We start from the raw sequence: 25518 nt of genomic DNA on the forward strand, positions 1-25518 counted from the left end.
CTCCTTTTATTACTTATCAGTTGGCAGAGGCAAAGATTGCAAATATGATTCTACATATTGTTGTAAAGTGCGCAAATCACCATCATTATTAATCACATCATCGGCAAGATGACATTTTTCTTCTATGGGCATTTGAGCGTCTAAACGCGCTTTGGCTTCTTGCAGGGTAAAATTATTGCGTTTCATAATGCGCTCAATGGCTTTTTCTGCTGAAGCATAAACCACAAGTGAGCGTGCCACAGGATAAACCTCCTTGCCTCCGACCTCAAAAAACAAAGGAATATCTATAAAATACCACATTTTTTTTTCCTCAAGCTCTCGTGCTTGAGAGAGAATCGCCTCTTTGATATGCGGGTGGAGGATTGCTTGTAATTGCTCGCGTTGAGATGAGGAAGCAAAAATAATATTGCCAAGTGCCTTACGATTAATCTTGTTATCAGGGTGCAAAATCTCTTTGCCAAAATGTGCAACTACTTCCGCACTATGCTCATCAAGCACCTTATGGGCAATAGAATCTGCACAAATGCTTTGAAATCCATAGAGAGAAAGAAAGCTTACAAGTGTGCTTTTTCCACTGCCTATTGAGCCTGTGAGTGCGATTGCGTATGTTAATTGCGCACTCATACATCAAAACTTTGCAATATCTTGTATTTTCTCAAATAAAAAATTTGGCAATACGAATGCACTTTCGTGAATCTTGGCATTATAATATTCCAAATGAGGAAGCAAATCAATCTTTTGAAGCAACATATCTGCACAAGGGTGAAAATGTTTAGAAGCAAAAATATAACTCTTATCACTCAAAATACTTAAATGAGGGAAAAAAGGCATTATAATATGGAAAAAAGATGTGTATTCACTTAATTTTTGTGTAAATGCCTCTTCTTCAAGCAGTGGGTGTGGAGCGCGGGCAATCAATATACCTTCATTTGTGAGCATACGCGATAAACCATCAAGCTGATGTTTATCAAGCAAAGAATCTGCGATAATGACATCATACTTTTTAATATCCAATTCCATTGCTTGAGAGACGAGTGTAAAATGTTTATGGTGTATCACCTCTTGAAAATGAGGTAAAAAACTCATAAGAGAATCCAAGCTCTTTTTATCACCCTGCACACAATCTACGCTCACATTATGTTTGAAACATTCATAAGCAATTTCAAGATTGAAACTATGAAAAAGCAAAACATTTTTTGGATAAGGAATAGAACAAAGCGGAATATGAGCAAGTAATTCAGATTCTATAAAAATATATTTTTTTAACAAGAGATATTTTTCATCAATCATTGCTACTTCTTCAAAATCTGCACTTTTAAAAATCTCCACAATGTGTGTGCTACGAGCATCTAAAATTTTCGTATCAACAATGTATTCTTGTCGGAAATTTGGCGTAAGCCCACGAGTAATCCACATAATCAAAAACCTTAGTATAAATCTTTAGAAGAATGAGTAAGTCTTAAGACTTAAACTCCCTTACAGGTGCTTATGGCACACAAATCCATAAGATGCTCTGCTGTGTTCCCACCCTGAAGCGTTGTCTTATAAACCTATTGCATAAGTCTATAAGGAAGCATAAGATTATATCGTTTGAGGACTTAAAAGTGATTGAAATAATTAGCTTTCACTTGGTTTTTTAGGATAGCAAAAACGATAGCCTCTGCGGCGAACCGTCTCAATTGTGCCAATATTAAGAGGTTTATCCATTTTTTGACGAATTTGATTTATCGCTACTTCAATGACATTGGGCGTTACAAGCTCTGGCTCTTCCCAAATCGCATCAAGCAGCTGCTCTTTAGAAACAATTTGGTCGCGATGGCGCGCAAGGTGTGTAAGCACTTCAAAAGGCTTACCTTTAACCTCAATTTCTTGCCCTCTGTAAGTAATTTTTTCTTCATCAGGATTAATGACTAAATCTTCAATCTCAATCACACTTGAACCCCAAAAACGCAACCGCGCTTGGATTCTAATTAAAAGCACTTCAAGGTTAAAAGGTTTAGGCACAAAATCATCTGCACCCTCTTTAAATGCGCGTATTTCATTTTCTGCTGAAGTTTTAGCCGATATGATAATAACTGGTGTTCTTGGAGATTTTTCTTTAACTTGTGCAATAATTTCAATCCCACAACCATCGGGTAAATCCCAATCAGCCAATACTAAATCATAATTTCTAATGCTAATAAAATATTCACCATCCTTAAGATTCTCTGCGATATCAGTCTGATAACTACGCTCATTAAGCATTTCTGCAATATTTTTACATAAGGTAGGATCATCTTCTATGACTAAGATTCTCATTTTCTCTTCCTCTCAATACTTAAATTTAGCTTGAATTATAGCACAGATTATAAAAATATTTTGCCAATTCTAAAATTTCTTGTATTTGAAGTGGCAAATAACACCTTTTTTAGCCAAAAAAGACTATCTTTAGCATTATAACGTTTGAGCGCATCATTATTTTCTGTGGTTAGATTCAAACCTTCTTCCATTGTATAAAATGCCTCATAACCCATACTCTTTGCTGTGCGGAGTAGTCCCTGATTATAATTCCCATCAGGCCACGCAAGATGCTTTGTTTGCACACCAAGTTGTTCCTTAATCAATCGCTTTGATAATTCAAAATCCTCGTGCCAAGAAAGCGAAATGATGTTTGAAAATTGATAGGTATGCGTCATTGAACCTATACTAAAAACATCTTGCATTGTGCGGATTTCTTCCCAATTACACATCACACTGCGTGCATTATCCAACATAGCATTTTTACATTGTTCGTGAGGCAAGGCAACATATTCGCTTGTTAGCTTTGAAGCCTCATCAACCCATTCTGTTACCACAAATAATCCAGCTTTAACCCAATAATGTTTCATAATTTTATAAGCATTTTCATACACATCGCGCCACGCTCCATCAAAGCTTAATAATACACATCGGCGTGGAATAAGACTATTGTCTTGTTTAAAGGCAATAATATCATCAAGGCTTAAAAAACTAAAAGACTTTTTGTGTAAATATTGAATCTGCTTTTCAAAAGTTTCCAAAGATACACTATAAGAATCGTGCATATCACGAATATGGGTATATCGGAGTATGGGAATACACATCATAGATAATTTACCAACGACATTTGATTGATTCTACTTGTTGAAGCAAGCACTGCATTATAATTTGTAGTTAGATTAGAGAAATGATTATAGGTTTGAGCAATGTCTGTGCCGATTACATCGCTCTTAATAGATTCTATTTGCACACGCAAGACTTCATTGCGCCTAATTGTATTTTCAAAACTGCGACTATGTGCTCCATTAAGCGCTATCATTTTTTCAATATGGTCGCTTAAATGTCCAAAAAGTTCAATGCCATTTTGGATTCCCTTATTGCGCATTTCACTTGTGTATTCTTCTCCATAGGCGTCAGGGCGATATACTCCTGCGCGGACTGCTTCAATAATGCCATCAAGTGAGCGAAAAAAATCTACATCTGGCTGATCAATCACAAGAGCATTATTAGCATTAAAGGTAAGTGAAGCACGATGATTATGAATACTTTGCTCACTAAAATCACTACTTGAGGCATCATACATCATAAATTTCATACGCGAAACAGAACGCATTTCATCACTAATTTCAATGCGTCCATCATAGCTCAAATACGCACTTACATTGCCCTTTGTTTGTTTTAAAAGTGCTTCATAAGCATTTTTTCCATCTTGGGTTGGCACGCCATTTTGTGTTTGTAAAGCCTGATAGTGTTCCATAGGCTGATTACTATAATTAAGCGCAACACTGATTACATCAAGAATCTGACGATAGGTAACATCATCAGCTTTGGTAACACTAACCGCTGGTGGCTCATCGTGTGGATTATACAGCGGAATAAAAAATTCTTGTTGAGATTTAGGGTCATTCATATTAAAATCTGCATTTGGAAGCACTAGATATGAGCCCTTATTGCTTAATTCAATGCGTGCATTCACAGGAATCCCATTATGGTCATCAAATACTAAATTATAAGTCTGTCCATCAAGGCTACCTCCTGCTACTTCAGAAAGCTTTGTTTCATCATTGGCATAACCCATACCATTTGCAAGAATCTGCGATACATTAGAAATAAGTTTAGAACCTTGATTATCAAAACTTACTTGGTCATATTCGGTGCGATAATCACGTCTAATGCCTTTTGTCTCTACTCCCATATCATTAAGCGTAGTAAGCGAAAGACTAAAACCGCTTGGTCCATTAAATGGTAAATCCATCATATCTTTATCTTTGTGGGTTACATTCATATCTCGCAATATGAGTTCTCCACGTACAATCTCACCCTCAATTTTGCCACCAAAATGCTTTTTAATCATTGCAAGCAAATCTTGCACTTCTATATCATCATCAATATTCACATTTAAATCTTCAATAGATTCTTCATTGATTGTGCCATCATCGTTATTTGGACGCGTGCCTCCAATCACAAGTGTTTTAACATCTTCAGCAAGCACATCTTTAAGTTTTGTCCTAAGAGTCGCTGGAAAGTTATCTTTTGTAAGTAATGTAGAGGGAAATTTCAAATCACGATGGTCGTAATTATCTTTAATGGCTTTAAGATGGCTTTGGGAAAATTGCCCCATAAAAGGACTTTTTTGATAACTTGTAACTCTTGCTCCAAGTGAGGGCAAATCATCAAGATTCTCTACATCTGTATCGCTTGAGATAAGGTGAAAATCTAAATTTGCATTGCCCGGCTGTAAATTTTTAATTTCAATTTCTCCCCAAAAATTTAAATTCACATCAACTACTTTATTTTTGCTTGTATTGCCAAATTCTTTGCCAATCTTATCAAGCAAATCTTGCACTTTTGTAGCGTTTTTAACATTTTTATAACCCACATCAAAATCAAACTTGCTCTTAAAACTTGTGCCATCTGGACGAACACCGCGCAAATAAAAGTATTCCTTACCATTATTGCTCGTATCATCATCATTATCTCCAAGCAAATCTCGCAAAGTATCCCCCGCTTTGATATATACTTCCTCTGGAATATCGCCCCTTTTGATTCTATCCATAATATCATTATTGAGCTTGGTTTGGTTGAATTTACGAATATTAGTCGTAATACTCTTATGATGGTCAGAATCTCGCCCAAAAAACAACTCTCCTCCAGTGATATTGTAAGGTATAGGGTTATTATTGCTTACCAAAGCCTCTAATGTTTCATTATTGCCCTTATATGTGCCATCAGGGTCAAAAGGACGAATCTTTACATTACTTCCTGCAAAAAGAAATTCGCCTCCAATAGAAGTATTAGCGATATTAATCATATGCTCTTTGAGCTTTTCTAAGTCTCTAGCGATTGCCTCGCGAGAAGTTGGAGAATGTATATCATTTGCAGCCTGAATAAGCTTAGTATTGAATTGCTCGGCAGTTTGGGAAAGCTCGGAAAGGGCTTTATCAGTATTAAGCGTAGAAGTATAGGCATCATTACCTACATCAATACCTTGGTCAAGATTGACTTTTTCATATTCAAGTTTTAGATTCTGATTAAACACGCTACTATCTTGGTAGCCATATTGAATCTTGAGCCCCGAAGCAATTTTAGTATTCATATCCATAAGCTTACTTTGCATCGTGCCTTGATAATAATTCATTTGGTTATATTTTGTGCCAAATGTAACCCTCATCTTTGTTCCTTACTTTTAGTTTCATCTCTTTACATCGGCATTTTAAGCAAAAACAATACCTTTTTGCAAATTCTTTTCTCAATTTCAGCGCAAAACATCAAGAATTTGTTCTTGCTGTTCGTAAATAATCTTGCTTTTATCCCATTCCATATTGCCTTCACGTTTCTTTGTGCCCTTTTTGAGATCTTCTACACCTTTTTCATTACCACTTGGTATTTTTGCTTTACCCTTGATATTTTTGTGATAAAAAGTCGTAGGTGAGCCACCAAAATGACTTGTTGTTTTATCATATTTTGGTTTTGCATCACCCATTATATCAGCCTCACTTTTACCGAGCAATTCAGGTGGAATTGGTAATTGCTTCACTGCTCCGCTAGGACTTATTTCCATAATACCTAACAACACGCCTCGCTTATGGTCAATCATTAATGTTTGATTAGATTTGAGGTTTAACTCTATGCGTGAGATTGTCTCAAAATCAAGAATCATATTATCCGCCCATATTACTGCCACACTTGTAACCATAGCTATTAATATACCCTTTATATGCATTTTTGCCCCCTATGATTTAGACTTTAATGATAGAATTATAGCCTAATTTTTACTCTTTAAAGGATTTTTATGCAAACAAGTTCATCAGTTAGCACACCAAATGCTCCACAAGCTATTGGTCCTTACTCTCAAGCACAAATTTATAATGGCATTATTTACACTTCAGGGCAAATAGCTCTCACCCCACAAGGTGATTTTGTAAATGGTGATATTACTGCTCAAAGCACACAGGTGCTTGAAAATCTCAAAGCCATTTTAGAATCTGCAGGAAGCAGTTTACAAAAAGTCATCAAAACAAGTGTTTTTCTAAGTGATATGAATCACTTCAATGCACTCAATGAAGTCTATGCTCAATATTTTGGCTCGCATAAACCTGCACGAAGCACGATTGCTGTTAAAAGTCTTCCAAAAAATGCACTTGTGGAAATTGAATGTATAGCCATACTCTAATCTTTAAGGATTCACAATGAATGATTTGCGAAACATCGCTCGTATTTTTACAGCTCCACTTGATTTTATCAATAAATATTTTAAAGCATTGGTGTTTATATTTATTGTGCTTCTTATTATTGCACCTAGCAATGATGAAGATACTTCTCACTCTCCCAATCTTGCTAAACTTTATCTTACTATGCCTATTTATGAGAGTGAAAGTTTTGCGGCACAAATTGAAAAAATTACAAAAAATAAAAATATCAAAGGAGTACTTCTTATTATTGACTCGCCTGGTGGAGCAGTAGGTGCGAGTATTGAAATCGCTGATATGATAAAAGCATTAGCTCAAAAAATGCCCCTTATTGCCTATGTGCAAGGCTCAATGGCAAGTGGAAGCTACTATGCAGGTATGTATGCAAATGAAATTTATGCCAATCGTGGAGCATTACTTGGCTCTATTGGCGTTATCTTTAGCGGATTCAATATAGAGGATCTTATGGGAAAAATTGGTATTAAAGAACAAGGTATTAAAGCAGGAACATACAAAGAAGTAGGTACAATGATGCGTCAATGGAATGCGGAGGAAAAACAATTTCTTGAAAATCTGATTCAAGAGCAATATACTTTATTTTATCAAGATGTTATCAAAGCGCGTTCATCACAACTTACAAGCACAGATTACCACGAATTTGCTGAAGGCAAGATATTCTCTGCGCAAAAAGCTTTGCAACTTGGATTAATTGACAAGATTGGCTCAATGCAAGAGGCAGTCGCTGCCTTACAACAGCGCACAGGTGTAAAGGAAGTGATATGGCTCAAAAAAGATAAATTTGAAGCCTATATGGATAAATTTTTAGATTCTGCAAGCTCAAAGATTCTCTCATTGAGCGCACCTAAACTCAAAACATCTTTATGAACACTCTCCATATCCCTCATACGCAGCGCATTATCCTCATTAGCGCACCTGATAAAAAAGGTCTTATTTATCATATCTCATCGGTGCTCTATGAACTTGGGCTCAATATTGAACGCAATGATGAATATGTAGATAAGGAAAACGAACATTTTTTTATGCGCACACATATATGTGGCGAGGTAGATGATGCAATGCTCAATGCCAAACTTCAAGCAATCTTGCCCTCTGATAGCACCCTTAAGATTCAGCCTGTTTGCAAAAAAAATATTATTATTCTCTGCACAAAAGAAAATCATTGCGTTGGCGATTTGCTCTTAAAGTATGATAGTGGCGAACTGAATGCACATATCCAAGCAATTATTAGCAATTATGAAACCCTAAAGCCACTTGCAGATAAGTTCTATATACCCTTTTTTCATATCCCAGCAGAAAATCAAAGTCGCAAAGCTCACGAATCACAGCTTTTAAAGGTCATTTCTCATTTTGATAGTGCTTATCTTGTGCTCGCTAAATATATGCGGATTCTCACTAGTGATTTTACCCAACATTTTGAAAATAAAATTATCAATATTCATCACAGCTTTCTTCCTGCATTCATCGGAGCAAATCCATACAAACAAGCCTATGAACGCGGTGTAAAACTCATTGGTGCAACTGCACATTTTGTCAATGAGAATCTTGATGAGGGACCTATTATCACACAAGATATTATTCATATCAATCACAGCCATTCGTGGCAGGATATGCAAAAAGCAGGACGCGATATTGAAAAAATCGTCCTCTCTCGTGCCCTTACACTTGCCTTAGAAGATAGAATCTTCGTCTATGGCAACAAAACAATTATATTTTAGGCATAATAATGAACAATTCAGGCACATACATTGAAGTTCTTATTGATGTGTGTATTGGGATTTTTTATGCGTTGCAATGGATTATTTATCTTTTTTTTGGGTTGAAGCCTCCTAAGCATACAAACGCTCTTTTTGCTCGGCATTTTTACACACTCCGCCTTGCCCTACCACTACGACTTTTAGCGGCATTTGCTCTTTATGTGTGGCTTGTTAAACCTATTTTGTGAGAGCATTATGCCCCGTCCTACTAAAATTGCTAAAAAAACAAAGAGTCATTCCCACTCATCGCATCAACCCTTAAGTCTCAAAGAACGATTTATTTTGCGTAAAAAAGCCCTGCTTAATAGACCAAAACGCAGACAATCAAAGCATAAATCATTATTTACAAAAATCATTGATAGCCTCTATAAAGGTTTGTCGCACATAATATTTTTTATATCTTGGAGTATTTCTTGGATTCTGAGCTTTGCCTTATGGATATGGCTCATCACACTCCTTTGGAATGAGTTTGGCATATATATTAAAACACATATTTTTCCATTGCTCCCTGCTTCTTTTATAAATTTTATAGAATCTTTCCACCTTTAATCTTCATACACATTTACCACAAAGCCACGAGTAATTTTAAGCACTTTTTAGGTATAATCCCACGCATTAAAGCACAAACGAAGGATTTTTATGCCCAAACGCACTGATATTCGGACAATTTTACTTATTGGTTCAGGACCTATTGTTATAGGACAAGCTTGTGAATTTGACTATTCGGGCACACAGGCAGTAAAAACACTTAAAAGTTTGGGTTATCGTGTGGTGCTTATTAATTCTAATCCAGCCACTATTATGACTGACCCTGATTTCGCAGACCGCACCTATATAGAACCTATCACAGAAGAAATCATTGCAAATATTATCGCTAAAGAAAAGGTTGATGCGATATTGCCTACAATGGGGGGACAAACTGCGCTTAATGTCGCTATGAAAATGTTTGAAAAAGGTATGTTAGATGGCATAAAATTCTTAGGAGCAAATCCAGAGGCAATAAAAAAAGGAGAAGATAGGCAAGCTTTCAAAGAAGCGATGCTAAAAATTGGTATGGATTTGCCTAAATCTCGCTATGCTTATACAGAAGAAGAAGCATTTGAAGCAGCAAAAGAGATTGGATTCCCCCTTATTATTCGTGCAAGCTACACTCTTGCTGGTGGTGGAAGCGGTGTGGCATATAATATTGATGAATTTAAAGTAGTGGCAAAAAATGGTTTAGAGACAAGCCCGATTAATGAAATTTTAATTGAGGAATCTCTACTTGGGTGGAAAGAGTATGAAATGGAAGTCATACGCGATAAAAATGATAATTGTATTATTGTTTGTAGCATTGAGAATCTTGACCCTATGGGCGTTCATACAGGAGATTCTATCACAATTGCTCCAGCTCTCACGCTTACAGATAAAGAATACCAACGAATGCGTGATGCAAGTTTTAAGATTTTACGAGAAATTGGTGTAGATACAGGTGGCAGCAATGTACAATTTGCTATAAATCCTCAAAATGGCAGAATGACCGTTATTGAGATGAATCCACGCGTATCGCGCTCCTCTGCCCTTGCAAGTAAAGCCACAGGTTACCCTATTGCCAAAGTCGCCACAATGCTTGCAGTTGGATTCTCACTTGATGAGATTAAAAATGATATTACAGGTACACCAGCGAGCTTTGAGCCAAGTATTGACTACATCGTTACTAAGATTCCGCGCTTTACCTTTGAGAAATTTCCCAAAGCAGATTCCACACTTACCACAAGTATGAAGTCTATCGGAGAAGTTATGGCTATTGGTGGCACTTTTAAAGAATCTCTGCAAAAAGCATTGTGCAGTCTTGAAACAGGTATTTCTGGTTTTAATCATATTTGCACTGATATAGAACTCATCAAAAAAGAAATCCGCCGCCCTAATGCCAACCGCTTACTTTATATTGCAGATGGCTTTAGAAAAGATATGAGTATTGATGAAGTGTATGAGCTATGCAAAATTGATAAATGGTTTTTGCATCAAATTTATGAAATTGTCGCAATGGAAAAGCTTATCAGCGCAGAGATTCTCAATGATAATTCCCTTATGAAACAGATTAAAAGCTATGGTTTTAGTGATAAGATGATAGCTCATTGGCTTAAAGTCAATGAAAATGTAGAACTTAGTGAATCTGAAGTTTATCAAGCAAGAGAGCGACTAGGCATTATACCTCGTTATAATGAAGTAGATACTTGTGCTGCGGAGTTCCCTAGCCTTACGCCTTATTTGTATTCCACAATCGGCAACTTTGAATCTATCGTGGAACATTCAGCTCGTAGCGAGTTTTCGCAGCCTCCGCATTTATCGCCAAAAGCTAAATTGCAAAAAGTAATGATTATTGGCGGAGGACCTAACCGCATTGGACAAGGCATTGAGTTTGATTATTGCTGTGTGCATTCAAGTTTTGCTTTAGCCGACCTCAATGTGCAAAGTATTATGTATAATTGCAATCCAGAAACCGTGAGCACAGATTATGACACAAGTGATGTGCTTTATTTTGAGCCTATTGATTTTGAGCGCGTAAGAGCAGTCATTGAACGAGAAAAACCCGATGGTATTATTGTGCATTTAGGAGGACAAACGCCACTTAAACTTGCCCATTCTCTTACCAAAATCAATGCTCACATTATCGGTACAAGTGCGAAAGTCATTGATATAGCAGAAGATAGGGAAAAATTTGCCAAATTTGTGAATGATTTAGGTTTAAAGCAACCTCAAAATGGCATTGCTTTTGAAAAAGAACAAGCCTATTTAGTTGCTCACACAATTGGTTTTCCCGTGCTCGTGCGTCCTAGCTATGTACTTGGCGGGAGAGCAATGCGTATCGTATATGATGATGATGAGCTTAAACATTATATGGACGAAGTGATAGCAGTGAGCGATAGTTCGCCTGTGCTTATTGACAAATTCCTTGAATACGCTATTGAGCTTGATGTAGATTGTATCAGTGATGGAAAGAGTGTCTATATTGGCGGGATTATGGAACATATTGAGGAAGCGGGGATTCATAGTGGCGATAGCGCAAGCTCATTACCAACTATGAATATCAGCAAAACTTTATTAGATGAGATTGAACAAACAACAGCAAAAATAGCCCTCAAGCTTGGTGTAGTGGGGCTTATGAATGTGCAATATGCTATTTATAATGAAAATCTCTATCTCATTGAAGTCAATCCACGCGCAAGTCGCACCGTTCCATTTGTGAGCAAGGCAACAGGTATCCCTCTAGCAAAAGTTGCTACGCGAGTTATGTGGAATCACTTTGTGCAACACACATCACACAATATAGATTCTACACAAGATTCAAGCACCTTTGCTCAAAATACACAGCAAAGTATTCTTTATGAAGCTTTATGCTTTTATGACAAATACAATAAAATTGATTTCACATCTCATATCTTTAAGCCCAAAGCCCTGCATTATGTTTGCCTTAAAGAATCTGTTTTTCCATTTAATAAACTTGTGGGTGCAGAACTTTCGCTCGGACCAGAGATGAAAAGCACAGGGGAAGTTATGGGGATTGGCAAAAGCTTTGGCTTGAGTTTTGCAAAAAGTCAATTAGCGTGCAAAAATACACTGCCTACTCAAGGGGAGATTTTCTTATCACTTGCAAATATTGACAAAAAGGAAGGTATTGCGCTTGCACGCGGATTTATTAAGCTTGGATTCTCAATTTGTGCAACGGAAGGAACATATCGCATTTTGCGCGAAAACAATATTGAATCTACGCATATTCTTAAAGTAAGTGAAGGGCGTCCAAATATCATTGATAGTATGATGAATAACCAAATTAGCCTTGCTATCAACACAAGCGATCAGCATTCCCATAAAGAAGACACGCATCTTATCCGCACACATATTATTAAAAACTCTATTCCCTATTTTACTACACTATCAGCAGCGCGTGTAGCCATTGAGGCTATCAAAGAAATACAAAATAGCAATATGAATGAAGCATATGCTTTACAAGATTATTTGCACTAAGTCTTAGCAATGTTTTTAATCGCCTCTAAGGTGCGCTCAATCTCTTGAGTTGTATTAAACGCGCCAACACTCAAACGAATACTCCCTCCACAAGCAAAGCTCCCTATACTCTTATGTGTAAGCGGTGAGCAATGTAATCCCACGCGTGTGAGAATCCCAAATTCCCTATCAAGCCTTAACCCCACTTCTGAAGGATACATACCCTCAATATTAAAGGCAAGATTCCCAACACACTGCTTGCTTTCTATCTCATACACCTTTATACCCTCAATAGATTTTAGCCCCTCATAGAGATATTGCCGCAATTTCATTTTGTGGGCATAGATTTGCTCCATACCTTGCTCTTTTATCCATTCAAGCCCAGCCCTAAGCCCAGCAATCGCACACATATTGGGCGTGCCACTCTCATATTTATCAGGTAGCATACAAGGCTGCACAATTTCCTCACTTAATGAGCCACTTCCCCCTTGTATAAAACTCTCCAAAAGTTCCTCATCAAAATGAGGATTCAAACTCATAAACCCAAGCGCACTTGGTGCATATAAACCTTTATGACAAGAAGCGCAAATAATATCTGCATTTGTAGCCTTTAGGGGCAAAGAGCCCACAGCCTGAGAAGCATCAAGGATAAATATCACTTTATGTTTCATACAAAGTTTATAAATTTCCTCAATAGGCAACACTGCACCGCTTACATTATTTGCATACACGCATATAAAAGCTCTTGCGCCTTTGAGTTTGGATTCTATGTCGTGTAAATCAAGCTCACAAGTCTGCGAGCACTGAATAAACTCAAGCGTAATACCATATTTTTGCCTTAAATTTTCAAGCGGACGCAAGACACTATTATGCTCTAATGTCGTAGTAAGCACTCTATCGCCTTTTTTAAGCAAGCCATATAGTGCGCTATTAAGCATAAAAGTTGCATTCGCACCAAATATGATACGCTCCTCACTTTTTTGTTCTAGCAATTCTGCCAAACCTACCCGCGCTTCATAGAGAATCCGCCCAGATTCTATGGAGAGAGAATGTGCGCTCCGAGCAGGAGAGCCTCCAATATGTGTGAGATAAGCATTTACCGCCTCAACCACGCTTGATGGTTTAGGAAAGGAGGTAGCGGCATTGTCAAGGTAAATCATTGCAAAATGATTGCTTTATCCTAGCAACATAATCGCTACATCACTGCCTACTTGCATACCTTGAGTGGCATAAATTTCTTTTACTACGCCATCAATGGGAGAAAGCACTTCATTTTCCATTTTCATAGCTTCCACAATCGCTAGTGTATCGCCTTGTCTAACTTTATCACCTACTTGCACTTTAATCTTTGTGAGTGTGCCGGGCATTGGAGATTTAGCGTGTCCCGGTGCAGTTGCTTGAGGCAAAGCTCCAACTTTTTGCTCTTTGATAATCTTGCCTTCCAAAGAGGTGCAAACACTCTCCACAAATACCTCTTTAAGCTCTCCATCAACGCGTATAAAAAATGGACGCACCTCATCAGTTTTTTCCCCACTGCCCTCAATTTTAATAGCATAATGCTCCCCATTGACAACAATCTCAAATTCTTTAGGCAGTTTATCATCACATCTTTCTTCATAAGATTCTAAAGGTTCAGGGTTAAGTGCATTTGCATTGCGTTCTTGCAAAAATGTTTGCGCAATAGCCCCAAACATTGCATAAGATATAACATCTTGCGCACTTTTAGCAAATTCTGCGCTTTCTTCTTGTGCTCTTTTAAGTTCAGGAGAAAGTAAATCTGCAGGACGCACCTGAACAATCTCCTCACCCTCGCTTAAAACTTTTTTGACCAATATTTCACTTAAGGGTGCGGGTGTGCGTCCATATAAGCCTTTAACAACATTGCGCGTTTCAGTCGTGATTGTCTTGTATCGTTCTCCCATAAGCACATTAAGCACAGCTTGAGTACCGACAATCTGACTTGATGGTGTAACTAAAGGCACATAGCCAAAATCTGCCCTTACATTTGGAATTTCATTCATCACTTCGTCCATTCTATCAAGAGCATTTTGCTCTTTGAGCTGATTTGCCATATTTGAAATCATACCACCGGGAATCTGATTGACAAGCACACGCGTATCAATTTGATTATATTGAGATTCAAACTTTTTATATTTGCGGCGGTTTTTACGCAAGATTTCTGCAGCCGCCTCCATAGGTGCAATATCAAGCCCACTATCCCACTCTGTGCCTTTAAGTGTGGCAACCATAGATTGTGTGCAAGGGTGGCTCGTGCCTTCACTCAAAGCCGAATTTGCTAAATCCAACACATCAACCCCCGCTTCAACTGCCTTTAAATGCGCGCCAAATGCAAAACCAGCAGTTGAATGCGTATGCAAACATAAATATACACCTAGTTCTTCTTTAAGTGCTTTTACCAAGTCATACGCTGCAAAGGGTGTAAGCAAGCCTGCCATATCTTTAATAGCAATAGAATCACAACCCATTGCAACAAGCTCTTTTGCATATTCTACAAAACTTGTAATCGTATGCACCGGTGAAGTTGTATAGCAAATCGCTCCTTGTGCGTGTTTGCCATATTTTTTGACACTTTCAATAGAAGTTTTAAGATTACGCGCATCATTAAAAGCATCAAAGATTCTAAAAATATCCATACCTGCTTCGCTTGAAAGCCTCACAAATTCCTCAACTACATCATCAGCATAATGCCGATAACCTATAAGATTCTGTCCTCGTAAAAGCATTTGCAATGGTGTTTTAACAAAAACTTTTTTAAATTCATTCAATCGCTCAAACGGGTCTTCTTTGAGATAGCGCAAACAAGTATCATAAGTCGCTCCACCCCATACTTCCACGCTATGAAAGCCAATAGAATCAAAAATCTTTGCTGCCTCAAGCAAGTCTTGTGTGCGCATACGAGTAGCCAAAAGCGACTGATGTCCATCTCGCAAACTATTTTCTGTGATTTTTATCATAATCTCACCTTCTCATTGGATTGTTCATTATTATAGATTTTATCGCATTTAGCATTATAAATGCTAAAAATATACTAAGAGGATACCTCATAAGTCAATATTGTAGCATTTTGTGTGTGAGAGCACTCACATAAATGTAAATTTTCAATTTCTAATCTCACTAATTCATCAAGATGAGAAATTCCATTTTGTGCCACTGCACGCGCATAAATGCCACGATAAAACTTCGCATAATGGCTTACCTTCTTGCTATCTTTTAAAAATACAATTTGAGCATAATGTTTTGCACATTTACATTCATAAACCTTCATATATGCTTCTGCGCGTAAATCAAGCACTTCTTGCCCACTTAAAACCTCATCAATCACAGGTTTTAAGTGCTTATAGAGATTTTTGAGTGCAAATGCACCTTTACCCTTGCCTTGATGTAAATTATAATAAGGAATCCTCTCATCTGCTCTCACTGCGCCAAAAAGATTGCTAAAAATATAAAGATTCTGATACAAATACACTTGTGCCTGATGAGGCAAACTTTCAAAATCAAGTGCCTTATAACCCACGCCGTTATAAAGCCTAATAGATTCTATACACGGCACATTGAAGAGATTTTGCGCCAAGCTTAGCTCCTCAATATGAAGTGTTTTGCTACCAAAAAGTGTAGCTATTTCTTGTTCGCTTGCAGTTTGCAAAAAGGCTACATATTCACGCACTGCTTTAGAATCTAGCTTAGATTCTAAGGGCATATAATCTTTATGCTTGAGTATGTTTTGTGGATTATTTTTACCCTCACTTGGGCTAAAGAGAATTTTTATACTCATCTTTTATTCTGCAAACCACATTTTCTATAAACCAAACAAATACGCATAAGGTGAGGCAGGATTGGCAAAAGGTTTCAAATCCTCATATGTAATGCTTACACTTATCTCTCCTTGGACATAAGGAGCAATCTCATAAGTATGCCACACGAAATTTATGCCTTGAGATGTAATAAAAAAGGTTTGCGGTAATGCTTTAAGTGGTAAGCTCCCCTCAAAAAGCCTCTCTTTATACTTTGGGCTATCTAATTTTTGCGTGAGTGTGCGCAAAAGTGCGTTTTTATTCTGCTCATTGAGAGTAAATATATCCTCAATCTTGTTTGAAAGTCTCTCACCATTGTGCAAGGAATAGCTTTCCATTTCATTGCCCCACACTCCGTGTGCTCCGCCTGCATACACATAAGAAAATGTATTAAATGTGAGAATATAAGAATCTATAAAACTCACGCTGTAACTTTGCTGATACTCTGCATTAAACTTTTCCTCTTCTTGGCTATATGTTCTAAAATCCTGCTTGGCTAAATCTTTAAGCTTCTGTTGTAATTCTGGCACATCTTTTGCCCCTTGTGCAAACTGCGCATTAAGCCGCTCTATAATTTTGCTCTCAAGCTTAGTATGCAAGGGCAACACAATAGGTTTAATATAGCTAGATTCAAAAGAAACTATTTCCTCATCGGCTCTTTTGAGAGATTCACTATATTTTCCTTGTGTGAAAACCACTTCACTCAAAGGCAAAGAGCTATCTTGTATGAACTCAAAAGTCATGTCTTTAAAATAACTTTTTTGCTCCCATTGTTTTTCTTCACTTTGTTGTGCTTTATCTCCAAAGTCGCTTTGCCACACACCACTTATATGCAAAAGCCCTCTCTCATCTTTACTCAAAGTCATCTTTTGTGAGTTAAGCGCAAATGAAATATATTCATCAACACCCAATGCTTCATTCCACACATTTGGTAATTCTATAAAAGCATATAAAGGCGACTCTTGCGAATCTTGCCCGCCAAAAATTTCATCTCCCGTATCACTTTCTCTATGTAAAAGAGAGAAATATGCCACTTGCTCCTTATCGCCTACTTTGCCCTTAAGCACATAAAAAGCACTGCTATTTGCTTGTAATCCTAGCAACTCTCGCACAGAGGCAAAATCTTTAGTTTGTGTCATCTCACTCTTTTGTGCCAACTCCTTATCTTGCTCTACTTGAGTAGATTCTATGCTTTGAGAATCTTTTGAATCCCCACAACCTACCAAAGCTAAATGCAAAAAAATCCCTAAAACAATCTGCACGACAATCAAAAATCTCATAGTATCCTCTTTGGGTTCAAATAGCTACCAACCGCGTGAAACGATATGGCAACTCATACAGCCTCTTAAAATTCGTCCATACGCGCCTGCACTCTCAACAAATTCATCACGTTTTAAAAATCGCTCCATTGCCTCAATATTTTCCTCATTTCTATTTAAAACGCTTGTTACGACATTTATGTCCCTACGTCTTTGTGCTCCAAGATAAGTATTAGGGTCAATATGTAGCAATTTCTTATTGAGTGCCTTAAAGTCTTTGAGTCCCTCATTAATCCATTCTTTTCTGTTATATAAAAATCCCCTCTCCATTCTATCCATTGCATATTCCATATCTCGCATAATTTGTGTGAGCTGTTGATTTTGTGCCAAAAGACTGCACACACATAATCCTACAAACCACAAAGCCCTCATCTTACCTCCTCAAATAGTTTTGAACCAATCCGCACAAGATTTGCTCCATAAGCAATCGCTATTTCAAAATCCCCACTCATACCCATAGAGAGAATCTTCGCACCATTTGGCTTAAGAGAATCAAACACATCGCGCGTTAATTTGAAGCTACGCTCTATCAGTGCTCTATCATCGCTATGCGCTCCAATACTCATTATACCCTCAAGTTTGACATTTGGACAAGTAGCGCAAATTTGCTCATATATATCTTTGGCAGATTCTATGCTTACACCACTTTTGCTTGCCTCATTTGCCGCATTCACTTGAAGCAATGCGCGAATCTTTCGCTCTCCTAGTCGCTTTTGCACAGCATTAGCAAGCTTAAGGGAATCTAGGCTATGTAAAAGACTAGGTTGCAGGTTAAGAAGTGTATTGATTTTATTTTCTTGCAATGAGCCGATAAAATGCCACTCTATGGGCAAATCACTTAAAGATTCACTCTTAGTGCGTAAATCCTGCACTTTGTTTTCACCAAACGCTCTTTGCCCATATTCATAAAGAGCACGAATATGTGCTTCACTTTGGTATTTACTCACTGCCACAAGAGAAATGATTTGATGAGCATCATAGGCTAATCGGGCGCGTTCAATGCGGCGCAAAACCCTTTCAAGATTCAAAGCCAACATTCTCTCTCCTTATGACAATAAACGAAAAATATCATTATACAATCCAAGCAACATTAAAGCCAAAAGTATTCCCCAGCCGCATAGCGTAAGGTAATAGGCGATATTTTCACTTGGGGGCTTTTTCATAATGAGTTCATAGCAATTAAACATAATATGCCCTCCATCAAGCGCAGGTATAGGGAGGAGATTCAAAATCCCAAGATTCACAGAAATAAGCGCAGTAAGCCAAAAAAGTATCACCCAGCCCTCTTGCGAGGCTGAACCTATCACAGATACGATACTCACAACTCCGCCCAACTCACTGCTAGGCACGACACCACTTATAAGCTTTACAATTCCTTGCACAATAAGTGTGCTTGCTTTTATGCTTTCATCTAATCCATAAATAAGAGAATCCAACCCCTTATAACGCACTTCGCCCATCACTCCACCGCTGCTTATACCAATAATCTTGCGCATAATAGATTCTTTAAAGATATTTTGCGCTTCTTGTTCTATGGGCGTTAGTTTCAAGCTTAATGTCTCCTCACCCCTTTGGATTGTCATTTCTAGCTCTCCTTGTGAGCGCAGAATGATAGAATCTAACTCTTCCCAAGTTTTAATTTCCTTATGATTCATACTTAAGATTCTATCTCCTGCTTTGATACCCGCTTGATAAGCAGGATAGCCCTCTCTAACTTCCCCAACTACGGGCAATAAGCTTAATTTTCCACCCATACCCACTGCCACATAAAGGATAAAGGCAAGGATAAGATTAAAAAGCGGACCCGCCAATAAAATAGCTATACGTTGGAGCGGGGATTTACTCATATATGAATCTGCCTCATAATTGCGAACTTTTGGATTACTATCATCTTGTCCTTTTAGTTTCACATAGCCGCCAAGCGGAATAAGTGAAAGGGCATATTGAGTTTGCCCTATTTGCATACTTGCAATTTTTTTGCCAAAACCTACGCTAAACACTTCTACGCGCACGCCACAGATTCTTGCAACAATACAATGTCCCAATTCGTGAAAAAAAACCAAAAAAGATAAAATGAAAAAAGCAACAATGAGATTCATACGCTCAAACTTTTTACATATTTTAAAGTGTAATCTGCCCCAGAATAGAGGGTAAGTGCTACTGCAATCCATAATAATATCTCACCACCGGGGAAAAAGTCTGCTAATAAAAATGCGATTGCCGCAATTTGCGCACCTGTTTTGTATTTGCCACTTCTACTTGCTGCCACACTTGCGCCACTTCCTGCCACCATTACGCGCAATCCAGTGATAAAAAATTCTCGTGATAAAATTAAAAATACTGCCCAAGGAGACGCTCTATCCAAAATTAAAAGAGCAATAAAAGCAGAAAGAATAAGCATTTTATCTGCTAATGGGTCAAATACTTCCCCAAAGCGCGAACGCACACAATATTCACGCGCAATATAGCCATCAAAAAAATCTGTGAGCGAGGCTATGCAAAAAATAAGGCAAGTAAGGTAATTTACCCAGCTCCTATCAATATAATCAGGGAATACTGCCTCATAATGCAATGCTATAAAAAGCAATAAAACCGCTAAAAATATTCGTGAAATACTTAAAAAATTGGGTAAATGCTTCACTCTTCTTCCTTCAAATACCTCTATAAATTAAAAATGAAAGTAGATTCTACAATGGATTATTTAACTTAACACAAAAGTATCAAAAGTTATACGAGTTTTTGCTACAATCACGCAGGATATTTATTATTAAGGAGGTAGGAGATGATTAATATTTTTGTAAGACGCGGAGGGCTTATTGTGCGTGAAAGCTTGTATTCAAGTGATGAGCAAATTAAAGTTTTCCACGAAGAAGACAAGATTCTATGGATTGATTTGTTTCGCCCCTCAAGTGATGAAGTAAATTATATTTCACAAACTTATCATCTTGAAGTGCCCACTAAAGAAGAAAGAGAAGAGATTGAACAATCAGCTAGATACTGGGAAGATAGCGGGAGCATTACGATAAATACTTATTTTCTTGTGCGCTCTTCTGAATCCGAACTCCATAATGAAACAATCACTTTTTTGTTGCGTAAAAATATCCTCTTTACAATCCGATATAGTGAGTTTCGTGTTTTTGATGAGATTCAGCAAATTGTCCTTGCTACACCAAAAGTTTTTGAAGATGGCTTTGACCTCATTGGCAAAATCTTTGAAATACGTGTAGAAAAAGATGCGGATTTGCTAGAATCTGCAGCAAAGAATACTCGTGCATTGCGCAAAAGAGTGTTTAACTCTCAAGTTATCAACTATGATGAAATGCTAGAAGAACTCTCCTCTTTACAAGAATTAAATATGAGTGTGCGAGATTCTCTTTTTGATAAAAGACGAGCTATAACCGCCGTGCTCAAAAGCGATAAAGCAGATGCTGATGTGAAAAAAAATATCACCATTGTTTTAAAAGACTTAAATTCGCTTGTTGAATTTACAGCTGTGAATATGCACGCATTGGATAATATCCAAACGATTCTGACAAACCAAATCAATATTGAGCAAAACAAAACTATTAAACTCTTCACGGTTGTAACCGTGGCGATGATGCCTCCAACGCTTATTGGCACAATCTATGGTATGAACTTTGATAATATGCCTGAATTGCATTGGGATTTTTCCTATCCTGTGGCACTTGTGATTATGATTCTCTCTACGATTTTTCCTATTATTTATTTTAAGAAAAAAGGTTGGATTTAATGGATTTTTCTTGGATAGGGGATTTGAATGCGTGGGTGGCACTTGTTACACTTGTGTTTTTAGAAATCGTGCTTGGCATTGATAATCTCATTTTTTTATCCATTATTATTTCACGCCTTGAGGCATCTCAACGCGATAAGGCGCGTGTTTTTGGCTTAATGCTTGCTATGCTCTCACGCATTGCGCTTTTAATCTCACTCTTTTGGGTGAGCAAACTCACAAAGCCGCTTTTTTATATTATGGATTTGGCAGTAAGTGGGCGAGATATTGTATTGCTTTTGGGAGGATTGTTTTTGATTTATAAGGCTACAAGCGAAATTCACCAAATGACACAAACCCAAGAAGAACACACCCCTACCCCAAAATATGCGACCTTTGGCTTGGTGCTATTCCAAATTATGGTGCTTGATATTGTATTTTCACTTGATTCTGTTATCACCGCTGTGGGTATGGTAGATATTTTGTCTGTGATGATTATTGCCATTGTTGTAAGTGTGTTTGTTATGCTTTTTGCTTCTAAGGGCATTTCGCATTTTATAGAATCCAATCCAAGCATTAAGATTCTAGCCCTTGCATTTTTGATACTCGTGGGCGTAACGCTTGTTGCAGATAGTCTGCACTTTCATATTCCTAAAGGATATATCTACTTTGCGATTGCATTTTCTTTGGGCGTGGAAATGATAAACATTTACCTTGCCAAATTACGCAAAAAATCTCATTAATACACCTAAGATTCAATAGCTCTCAATCCTTCAAGACTAAGGGCTGTTTTGCTCATTAGACTGCCTCCGCGCACTACGCCGCTTTCATAATTATATACCCTAAGCCCAGCGTTAAGTGCATTTTTACGAATAGTGGCACTTTGAGAATAAGTCGTGATAATGCCTTGTGGGCGCAAAAGAGAGGTGAGAAGTGAGAAATACTCTGTGCTCCATAAAGTTGGATTTTTCTTTGGACTAAAAGCGTCTTGATAGACAATATCAAATGTATGCTTTGGTAAAAGTGTGCAAGCTTCAATCGCATCACCTTTATATATATTTATCTCAAAAGATATACTTTGTGCCAACACACCGCTGTGCATAGTCATTTTTTTAGCTTGTGCGGAAGCAAACCAACAGAGAATCTCATCAATATTTTCTATATACTCGCTCATATACAGAGGATACACCCATTTGCGCAATGCACTAAAGATATGTTCATCTTGTTCGGGGGAGTAGATACGCACTTTACCGCGATAACCTTTTTGGACAAGTGTGCTCAAAAGTGCAAAGGTGTTGTATCCTAGCCCAAAACATATATCAAGCACATAAATCTCACTTGGGAAGTCTCCATAGGATTGCAAATGTGCCAAAGAAGGATAGATGTGTTTATGGAGGCTCTCGCTTAATGCGCCATCTTTGAGGCTATGATAACATTCATCATAAACTTCATTATACGCACTCAAACTTCCATCACTACTCTGTCTTATCCAACTTTTATACTTTTGCTCCACACTCTTAATGTGCCTCATCATTCCTTACTTCATAGCCATTTTTGAGAATCCACCAACTCAAAGCAGTAGCTTGTTGCAATCTCTTATAAAGCGATTGGGCAAGTTCTTTGTCATTATATCGTTCCATAGCTTTGTGAAAATATTCTATTTGCTCATTTTCTTTGTTATAAATAAATCTATCTGTGGCAATAGAAAAATAACCAAGTGCGCTATTATCTCCAGATAATGCTGCATTATCATTGCTTACAAGCGGTGAGCCAAAACTATGATAGGTGTAATCTGCAGGTGCAACAAGCTCTACAATACTTGGCGTAATATCAATATGTGAGCCGATATTGGTATTTTTTTTCATCTCAAGTGTAGGCGAATACAGAATCAATGGAATTGTATTTGTTGTTTTCAAAGAAGGCTGTGTATGGGGATATTCCCTATCATAATGGTCTCCTGTAATGACAAAAAGCGAATCGGGCAACACACGCGAAACCTCTTGGATAAAGCGCGTTATCATTTTATCTTGATACCAAATATGTCCAAAAAATCGCTCATCTTTCCTTTTGTATTCAGAATGATTTGCAAGAAATCTCTGTATGTCTTCAAGTGGCACATTAAACTGCTCTAAAGGTACATCATAAGGCGGGTGATTGGAAGTAGTAAGTATCATATTAAAACTTGGTGTATTTCTGTATTTAAAAACATTATCTTTGATAAGAGTAAAAAGATAATGGTCATATGCTCCCCATAAACCCTCATAAGGAGAAGCATAGCCATTCAATTTGGCATTTTCAATAATATGGGTGCTATAATATATCTTTTCAAAACCTTGTGATGCGCTATATTGGTCAAGTCTTTGCCAAATACCACTGCCACCATAATAAAAGTTTGTTTTATATCCTAAATCTTTCATAATCACGCCCGGTGCAGTGATAAAAGGCTGCAATGTTCCTATGATAGAATTTATAGGTATCTCTGTCTGAAACAATCCTGTAAGTTGCACATCTATACTTTTAATCGTTGAACCTGCATTTTGTAAAAATACACCTATTTTTACCCCGTGCGCATCATTGAGCAAAGATTTAAGTCCTGAAGTTAAATTAATCTCATCAAATTCTTTGTCAAAATGCCATTCACTTAAACTCTCTGCTACAATATAAAAAATATAATTAATTTTCTCTCCACCGCTATAAGTAACTTTTTTTGCTAGTAAATCTTTGAGATTATAATGTGTCTGCTTAGAATCTAGCTCAAAATATTCCTCTACCACTTCAAGAGGCGTTTGTGAAGCATAATCACTAAAATGAGAATTTGAAATCCTCATATAACCACGATATACAAGATATAAATCTCTAAATGCACCCGGTGAAGCTTTGCGTAAAAAAGTATTTTCCACAGGCTTAATAACTTGGTCTAAACTCACACCCTTAAAACTCAAGGCAGAATTAATAGAAAACATCATCAGAAGCGCAAAAATTACAAATAAAATAGCTGAAGTAATCAGAGATTCTTTACTTGTGGAACGTGAGCGAATAGAACTTAATGGGTCATAGCCATATTCACGCCTGATTTTGGTAAAAATTTTGCTATAAGCATACATAAACAAAAAAGTTGTAATACCATACATAAACAAAAAAGTTGTAATACCATAATGTCCGCTTATGCCTGTATGAAAAATCGCCTGTTGGTCATCAAAAATAAGCCCAAGTAAATTTGCATTAAAAACATCACTATAAATTTCATAAAATGCAATCTCTGCAATACCTATAAATAAACTCACAAGCACCACAATAAACGCATAAATCCATAAAACAACGCAACGCAGCTCACTCCAAAAAAATAATAAACCAATGAGAAAATACACAATACTTAAAACGGCTATATGTCTAGAATCATACCGCATTCCATTGATAAAGGCATTTATATATTCGCCAAAACTTTTTACTTCTCCTATGGCATCATAATATACTCCACTATAAAGCACAAAACAAAGCTTTATCACAAAAAATAATATAAATAAAAATAAAGCAAAAGTAATTGACTTAACAAGTAGCTTTTCAAACCACTTTCTTTCCATCTCTCCCTCCATAATAATATAATCTCACTAATGCTCTGCCTACTCGCCATATCAAAGAAATAATACAACATACCCACAAAAATGGGTCAATACAATAATTTATAATACTCATCTGTCCTAGAATCCCTAATTCATACCCTAGAATAGACAAAAGCAACCCATAGCCTGCCAAAGGACATAGACTATAAGAAAAAAGAGATACAATACAAAGAAAACAAAGTTGAATTTTAAACTCTAAATGGTAAATATCAATAAAACCATAGCCCAAAAACCCACAATAAAGTAATGCGCCTAATCCAATCCATAGATATTGTATGCTTGGTGGAAAAAACTGATGAGAGCGCACAAAATGTGATATGTGCGCTAATATCGTATTTTGGGGGGAGGCAATGCGCGCAAATACAAATGCAATAAACCACCAAAGGCTTAAAAAACAAAGCATTAAACTTGGCACATCAAAAAGCGCATACACATATTCACACGCACTCCAGCCATATATGGGTATATTAAAACCTATGAGCCACACTATGGCTACAATGGCTATGCACTTGTTTCGCATACATTGCAAACAAAACACAAGCGCACACAAAGTAATAAGATTAATCGCTATACATACAGCTATGCTCAT

General features: G+C 37.2%; 25 protein-coding genes. 8 read left to right on the plus strand and 17 right to left on the minus strand.

Annotated elements, in window-relative coordinates:
- Positions 1 to 9: 9 nt before the first annotated feature.
- The 6 genes from coaE to OQH61_RS03285 form a co-directional block, all read right to left on the minus strand.
- A complete protein-coding gene (gene coaE / locus OQH61_RS03260) occupies positions 10 to 624 on the minus strand; it encodes a dephospho-CoA kinase (protein ID WP_266025846.1) in 615 nt (204 codons plus the stop codon).
- Between the two features lie 3 nt (positions 625 to 627).
- Entirely contained in the window at positions 628 to 1416 is a 789-nt protein-coding gene (locus OQH61_RS03265; RefSeq protein ID WP_266025848.1) for a spermidine synthase, read from the minus strand.
- A 201-nt stretch (positions 1417 to 1617) separates the two neighbouring features.
- Positions 1618 to 2298 carry a homeostatic response regulator transcription factor HsrA gene (gene hsrA / locus OQH61_RS03270; protein WP_266025850.1) on the minus strand — a complete coding sequence of 227 codons (681 nt, stop codon included), beginning with the start codon at positions 2296 to 2298 and terminating at the stop codon, positions 1618 to 1620.
- A 47-nt stretch (positions 2299 to 2345) separates the two neighbouring features.
- Positions 2346 to 3104 carry a polysaccharide deacetylase family protein gene (locus tag OQH61_RS03275; RefSeq protein ID WP_266025851.1) on the minus strand — a complete coding sequence of 253 codons (759 nt, stop codon included), beginning with the start codon at positions 3102 to 3104 and terminating at the stop codon, positions 2346 to 2348.
- On the minus strand, positions 3101 to 5668 hold the full coding sequence (flgL, locus tag OQH61_RS03280) for a flagellar hook-associated protein FlgL (protein ID WP_266025852.1): 2568 nt from the start codon (positions 5666 to 5668) through the stop codon (positions 3101 to 3103). The genes OQH61_RS03275 and flgL overlap by 4 nt, the downstream gene beginning before the upstream one ends.
- Before the next feature lie 84 nt (positions 5669 to 5752).
- Positions 5753 to 6220 (minus strand): hypothetical protein, encoded by a 468-nt coding sequence (locus OQH61_RS03285; RefSeq protein WP_266025853.1) that lies wholly within the window; start codon positions 6218 to 6220, stop codon positions 5753 to 5755.
- A 69-nt stretch (positions 6221 to 6289) separates the two neighbouring features.
- Between OQH61_RS03285 and OQH61_RS03290 the strand changes: the two genes are divergently transcribed.
- The 6 genes from OQH61_RS03290 to carB all read left to right on the plus strand — a co-directional run bounded on the left by OQH61_RS03290 (position 6290) and on the right by carB (position 12469).
- Positions 6290 to 6670, plus strand: coding sequence for a RidA family protein (locus OQH61_RS03290; protein ID WP_266025854.1), 381 nt, complete (start codon positions 6290 to 6292; stop codon positions 6668 to 6670).
- A 16-nt stretch (positions 6671 to 6686) separates the two neighbouring features.
- Positions 6687 to 7571: a signal peptide peptidase SppA gene (gene sppA / locus OQH61_RS03295; RefSeq protein ID WP_266025855.1), complete on the plus strand. Its 885-nt coding sequence runs from the start codon at positions 6687 to 6689 to the stop codon at positions 7569 to 7571.
- Positions 7568 to 8422 (plus strand): formyltetrahydrofolate deformylase, encoded by an 855-nt coding sequence (purU, locus tag OQH61_RS03300; protein ID WP_266025856.1) that lies wholly within the window; start codon positions 7568 to 7570, stop codon positions 8420 to 8422. Before sppA ends, purU begins: the two co-directional genes overlap by 4 nt.
- Before the next feature lie 8 nt (positions 8423 to 8430).
- The gene (locus OQH61_RS03305; protein ID WP_266025857.1) at positions 8431 to 8649 is read left to right on the plus strand and encodes a hypothetical protein; all 219 of its coding nucleotides are present in this window, start codon (positions 8431 to 8433) and stop codon (positions 8647 to 8649) included.
- 7 nt (positions 8650 to 8656) lie between these two features.
- Entirely contained in the window at positions 8657 to 9010 is a 354-nt protein-coding gene (locus tag OQH61_RS03310; protein WP_266025858.1) for a hypothetical protein, read from the plus strand.
- Positions 9011 to 9100: 90 nt separating this feature from the next.
- The gene (gene carB / locus OQH61_RS03315; RefSeq protein ID WP_266025859.1) at positions 9101 to 12469 is read left to right on the plus strand and encodes a carbamoyl-phosphate synthase large subunit; all 3369 of its coding nucleotides are present in this window, start codon (positions 9101 to 9103) and stop codon (positions 12467 to 12469) included.
- On the opposite strand, the gene OQH61_RS03320 is transcribed toward carB, so the two are convergent.
- The 8 genes from OQH61_RS03320 to pgsA all read right to left on the minus strand — a co-directional run bounded on the left by OQH61_RS03320 (position 12466) and on the right by pgsA (position 20220).
- On the minus strand, positions 12466 to 13608 hold the full coding sequence (locus tag OQH61_RS03320) for an aminotransferase class V-fold PLP-dependent enzyme (RefSeq protein WP_266025860.1): 1143 nt from the start codon (positions 13606 to 13608) through the stop codon (positions 12466 to 12468). The two genes, carB and OQH61_RS03320, sit on opposite strands and share 4 nt — an antisense overlap.
- A 15-nt stretch (positions 13609 to 13623) precedes the next feature.
- Entirely contained in the window at positions 13624 to 15423 is a 1800-nt protein-coding gene (gene oadA, locus OQH61_RS03325; RefSeq protein ID WP_266025861.1) for a sodium-extruding oxaloacetate decarboxylase subunit alpha, read from the minus strand.
- Between the two features lie 74 nt (positions 15424 to 15497).
- Entirely contained in the window at positions 15498 to 16241 is a 744-nt protein-coding gene (locus OQH61_RS03330; RefSeq protein WP_266025862.1) for a YaaA family protein, read from the minus strand.
- Positions 16242 to 16265: 24 nt separating this feature from the next.
- Positions 16266 to 17540, minus strand: coding sequence for a DUF3298 and DUF4163 domain-containing protein (locus OQH61_RS03335; RefSeq protein WP_266025863.1), 1275 nt, complete (start codon positions 17538 to 17540; stop codon positions 16266 to 16268).
- Positions 17541 to 17564: 24 nt separating this feature from the next.
- Positions 17565 to 17951, minus strand: coding sequence for a hypothetical protein (locus OQH61_RS03340; RefSeq protein ID WP_266025864.1), 387 nt, complete (start codon positions 17949 to 17951; stop codon positions 17565 to 17567).
- Positions 17948 to 18616, minus strand: coding sequence for a YggS family pyridoxal phosphate-dependent enzyme (locus tag OQH61_RS03345; protein WP_266025865.1), 669 nt, complete (start codon positions 18614 to 18616; stop codon positions 17948 to 17950). The genes OQH61_RS03340 and OQH61_RS03345 overlap by 4 nt, the downstream gene beginning before the upstream one ends.
- A 9-nt stretch (positions 18617 to 18625) precedes the next feature.
- Positions 18626 to 19678 (minus strand): RIP metalloprotease RseP, encoded by a 1053-nt coding sequence (rseP, locus tag OQH61_RS03350; protein WP_266025866.1) that lies wholly within the window; start codon positions 19676 to 19678, stop codon positions 18626 to 18628.
- A complete protein-coding gene (gene pgsA, locus OQH61_RS03355) occupies positions 19675 to 20220 on the minus strand; it encodes a CDP-diacylglycerol--glycerol-3-phosphate 3-phosphatidyltransferase (RefSeq protein ID WP_266025867.1) in 546 nt (181 codons plus the stop codon). The genes rseP and pgsA overlap by 4 nt, the downstream gene beginning before the upstream one ends.
- Before the next feature lie 141 nt (positions 20221 to 20361).
- On the opposite strand from pgsA, the gene corA reads away from it, so the two are divergent.
- Entirely contained in the window at positions 20362 to 21330 is a 969-nt protein-coding gene (gene corA / locus OQH61_RS03360) for a magnesium/cobalt transporter CorA (RefSeq protein WP_266025868.1), read from the plus strand.
- Positions 21330 to 22052, plus strand: a complete 723-nt coding sequence (locus tag OQH61_RS03365; protein ID WP_266025869.1) for a TerC family protein — start codon at positions 21330 to 21332, stop codon at positions 22050 to 22052. Before corA ends, OQH61_RS03365 begins: the two co-directional genes overlap by 1 nt.
- A gap of 5 nt (positions 22053 to 22057) precedes the next feature.
- Here the strand turns inward: OQH61_RS03365 and OQH61_RS03370 are convergent, their stop codons facing one another.
- From OQH61_RS03370 to OQH61_RS03380, 3 genes are read right to left on the minus strand one after another with little or no spacing between them, the layout of a single operon-like run.
- Complete coding sequence (locus tag OQH61_RS03370) at positions 22058 to 22840, minus strand: MnmC family methyltransferase (protein WP_266025870.1); 783 nt, start codon at positions 22838 to 22840, stop codon at positions 22058 to 22060.
- On the minus strand, positions 22827 to 24890 hold the full coding sequence (locus tag OQH61_RS03375) for an LTA synthase family protein (protein ID WP_266025871.1): 2064 nt from the start codon (positions 24888 to 24890) through the stop codon (positions 22827 to 22829). The genes OQH61_RS03370 and OQH61_RS03375 overlap by 14 nt, the downstream gene beginning before the upstream one ends.
- Positions 24871 to 25518 (minus strand): hypothetical protein, encoded by a 648-nt coding sequence (locus tag OQH61_RS03380; RefSeq protein WP_266025872.1) that lies wholly within the window; start codon positions 25516 to 25518, stop codon positions 24871 to 24873. The genes OQH61_RS03375 and OQH61_RS03380 overlap by 20 nt, the downstream gene beginning before the upstream one ends.

Origin of the sequence: Helicobacter sp. MIT 21-1697 (genome assembly GCF_026241255.1) — a bacterium.
In the GTDB taxonomy this organism is placed as follows: domain Bacteria; phylum Campylobacterota; class Campylobacteria; order Campylobacterales; family Helicobacteraceae; genus Helicobacter_C.

Coding starts and splice junctions, on each gene's coding strand:
- coaE (WP_266025846.1), bottom strand. CDS start 624: ATGAGTGCGCAATTAACATACGCAATCGCACTCACAGGCTCAATAGGC.
- OQH61_RS03265 (WP_266025848.1), bottom strand. CDS start 1,416: ATGTGGATTACTCGTGGGCTTACGCCAAATTTCCGACAAGAATACATT.
- hsrA (WP_266025850.1), bottom strand. CDS start 2,298: ATGAGAATCTTAGTCATAGAAGATGATCCTACCTTATGTAAAAATATT.
- OQH61_RS03275 (WP_266025851.1), bottom strand. CDS start 3,104: ATGATGTGTATTCCCATACTCCGATATACCCATATTCGTGATATGCAC.
- flgL (WP_266025852.1), bottom strand. CDS start 5,668: ATGAGGGTTACATTTGGCACAAAATATAACCAAATGAATTATTATCAA.
- OQH61_RS03285 (WP_266025853.1), bottom strand. CDS start 6,220: ATGCATATAAAGGGTATATTAATAGCTATGGTTACAAGTGTGGCAGTA.
- OQH61_RS03290 (WP_266025854.1), top strand. CDS start 6,290: ATGCAAACAAGTTCATCAGTTAGCACACCAAATGCTCCACAAGCTATT.
- sppA (WP_266025855.1), top strand. CDS start 6,687: ATGAATGATTTGCGAAACATCGCTCGTATTTTTACAGCTCCACTTGAT.
- purU (WP_266025856.1), top strand. CDS start 7,568: ATGAACACTCTCCATATCCCTCATACGCAGCGCATTATCCTCATTAGC.
- OQH61_RS03305 (WP_266025857.1), top strand. CDS start 8,431: ATGAACAATTCAGGCACATACATTGAAGTTCTTATTGATGTGTGTATT.
- OQH61_RS03310 (WP_266025858.1), top strand. CDS start 8,657: ATGCCCCGTCCTACTAAAATTGCTAAAAAAACAAAGAGTCATTCCCAC.
- carB (WP_266025859.1), top strand. CDS start 9,101: ATGCCCAAACGCACTGATATTCGGACAATTTTACTTATTGGTTCAGGA.
- OQH61_RS03320 (WP_266025860.1), bottom strand. CDS start 13,608: ATGATTTACCTTGACAATGCCGCTACCTCCTTTCCTAAACCATCAAGC.
- oadA (WP_266025861.1), bottom strand. CDS start 15,423: ATGATAAAAATCACAGAAAATAGTTTGCGAGATGGACATCAGTCGCTT.
- OQH61_RS03330 (WP_266025862.1), bottom strand. CDS start 16,241: ATGAGTATAAAAATTCTCTTTAGCCCAAGTGAGGGTAAAAATAATCCA.
- OQH61_RS03335 (WP_266025863.1), bottom strand. CDS start 17,540: ATGAGATTTTTGATTGTCGTGCAGATTGTTTTAGGGATTTTTTTGCAT.
- OQH61_RS03340 (WP_266025864.1), bottom strand. CDS start 17,951: ATGAGGGCTTTGTGGTTTGTAGGATTATGTGTGTGCAGTCTTTTGGCA.
- OQH61_RS03345 (WP_266025865.1), bottom strand. CDS start 18,616: ATGTTGGCTTTGAATCTTGAAAGGGTTTTGCGCCGCATTGAACGCGCC.
- rseP (WP_266025866.1), bottom strand. CDS start 19,678: ATGAATCTCATTGTTGCTTTTTTCATTTTATCTTTTTTGGTTTTTTTT.
- corA (WP_266025868.1), top strand. CDS start 20,362: ATGATTAATATTTTTGTAAGACGCGGAGGGCTTATTGTGCGTGAAAGC.
- OQH61_RS03365 (WP_266025869.1), top strand. CDS start 21,330: ATGGATTTTTCTTGGATAGGGGATTTGAATGCGTGGGTGGCACTTGTT.
- OQH61_RS03370 (WP_266025870.1), bottom strand. CDS start 22,840: ATGAGGCACATTAAGAGTGTGGAGCAAAAGTATAAAAGTTGGATAAGA.
- OQH61_RS03375 (WP_266025871.1), bottom strand. CDS start 24,890: ATGGAAAGAAAGTGGTTTGAAAAGCTACTTGTTAAGTCAATTACTTTT.
- OQH61_RS03380 (WP_266025872.1), bottom strand. CDS start 25,518: ATGAGCATAGCTGTATGTATAGCGATTAATCTTATTACTTTGTGTGCG.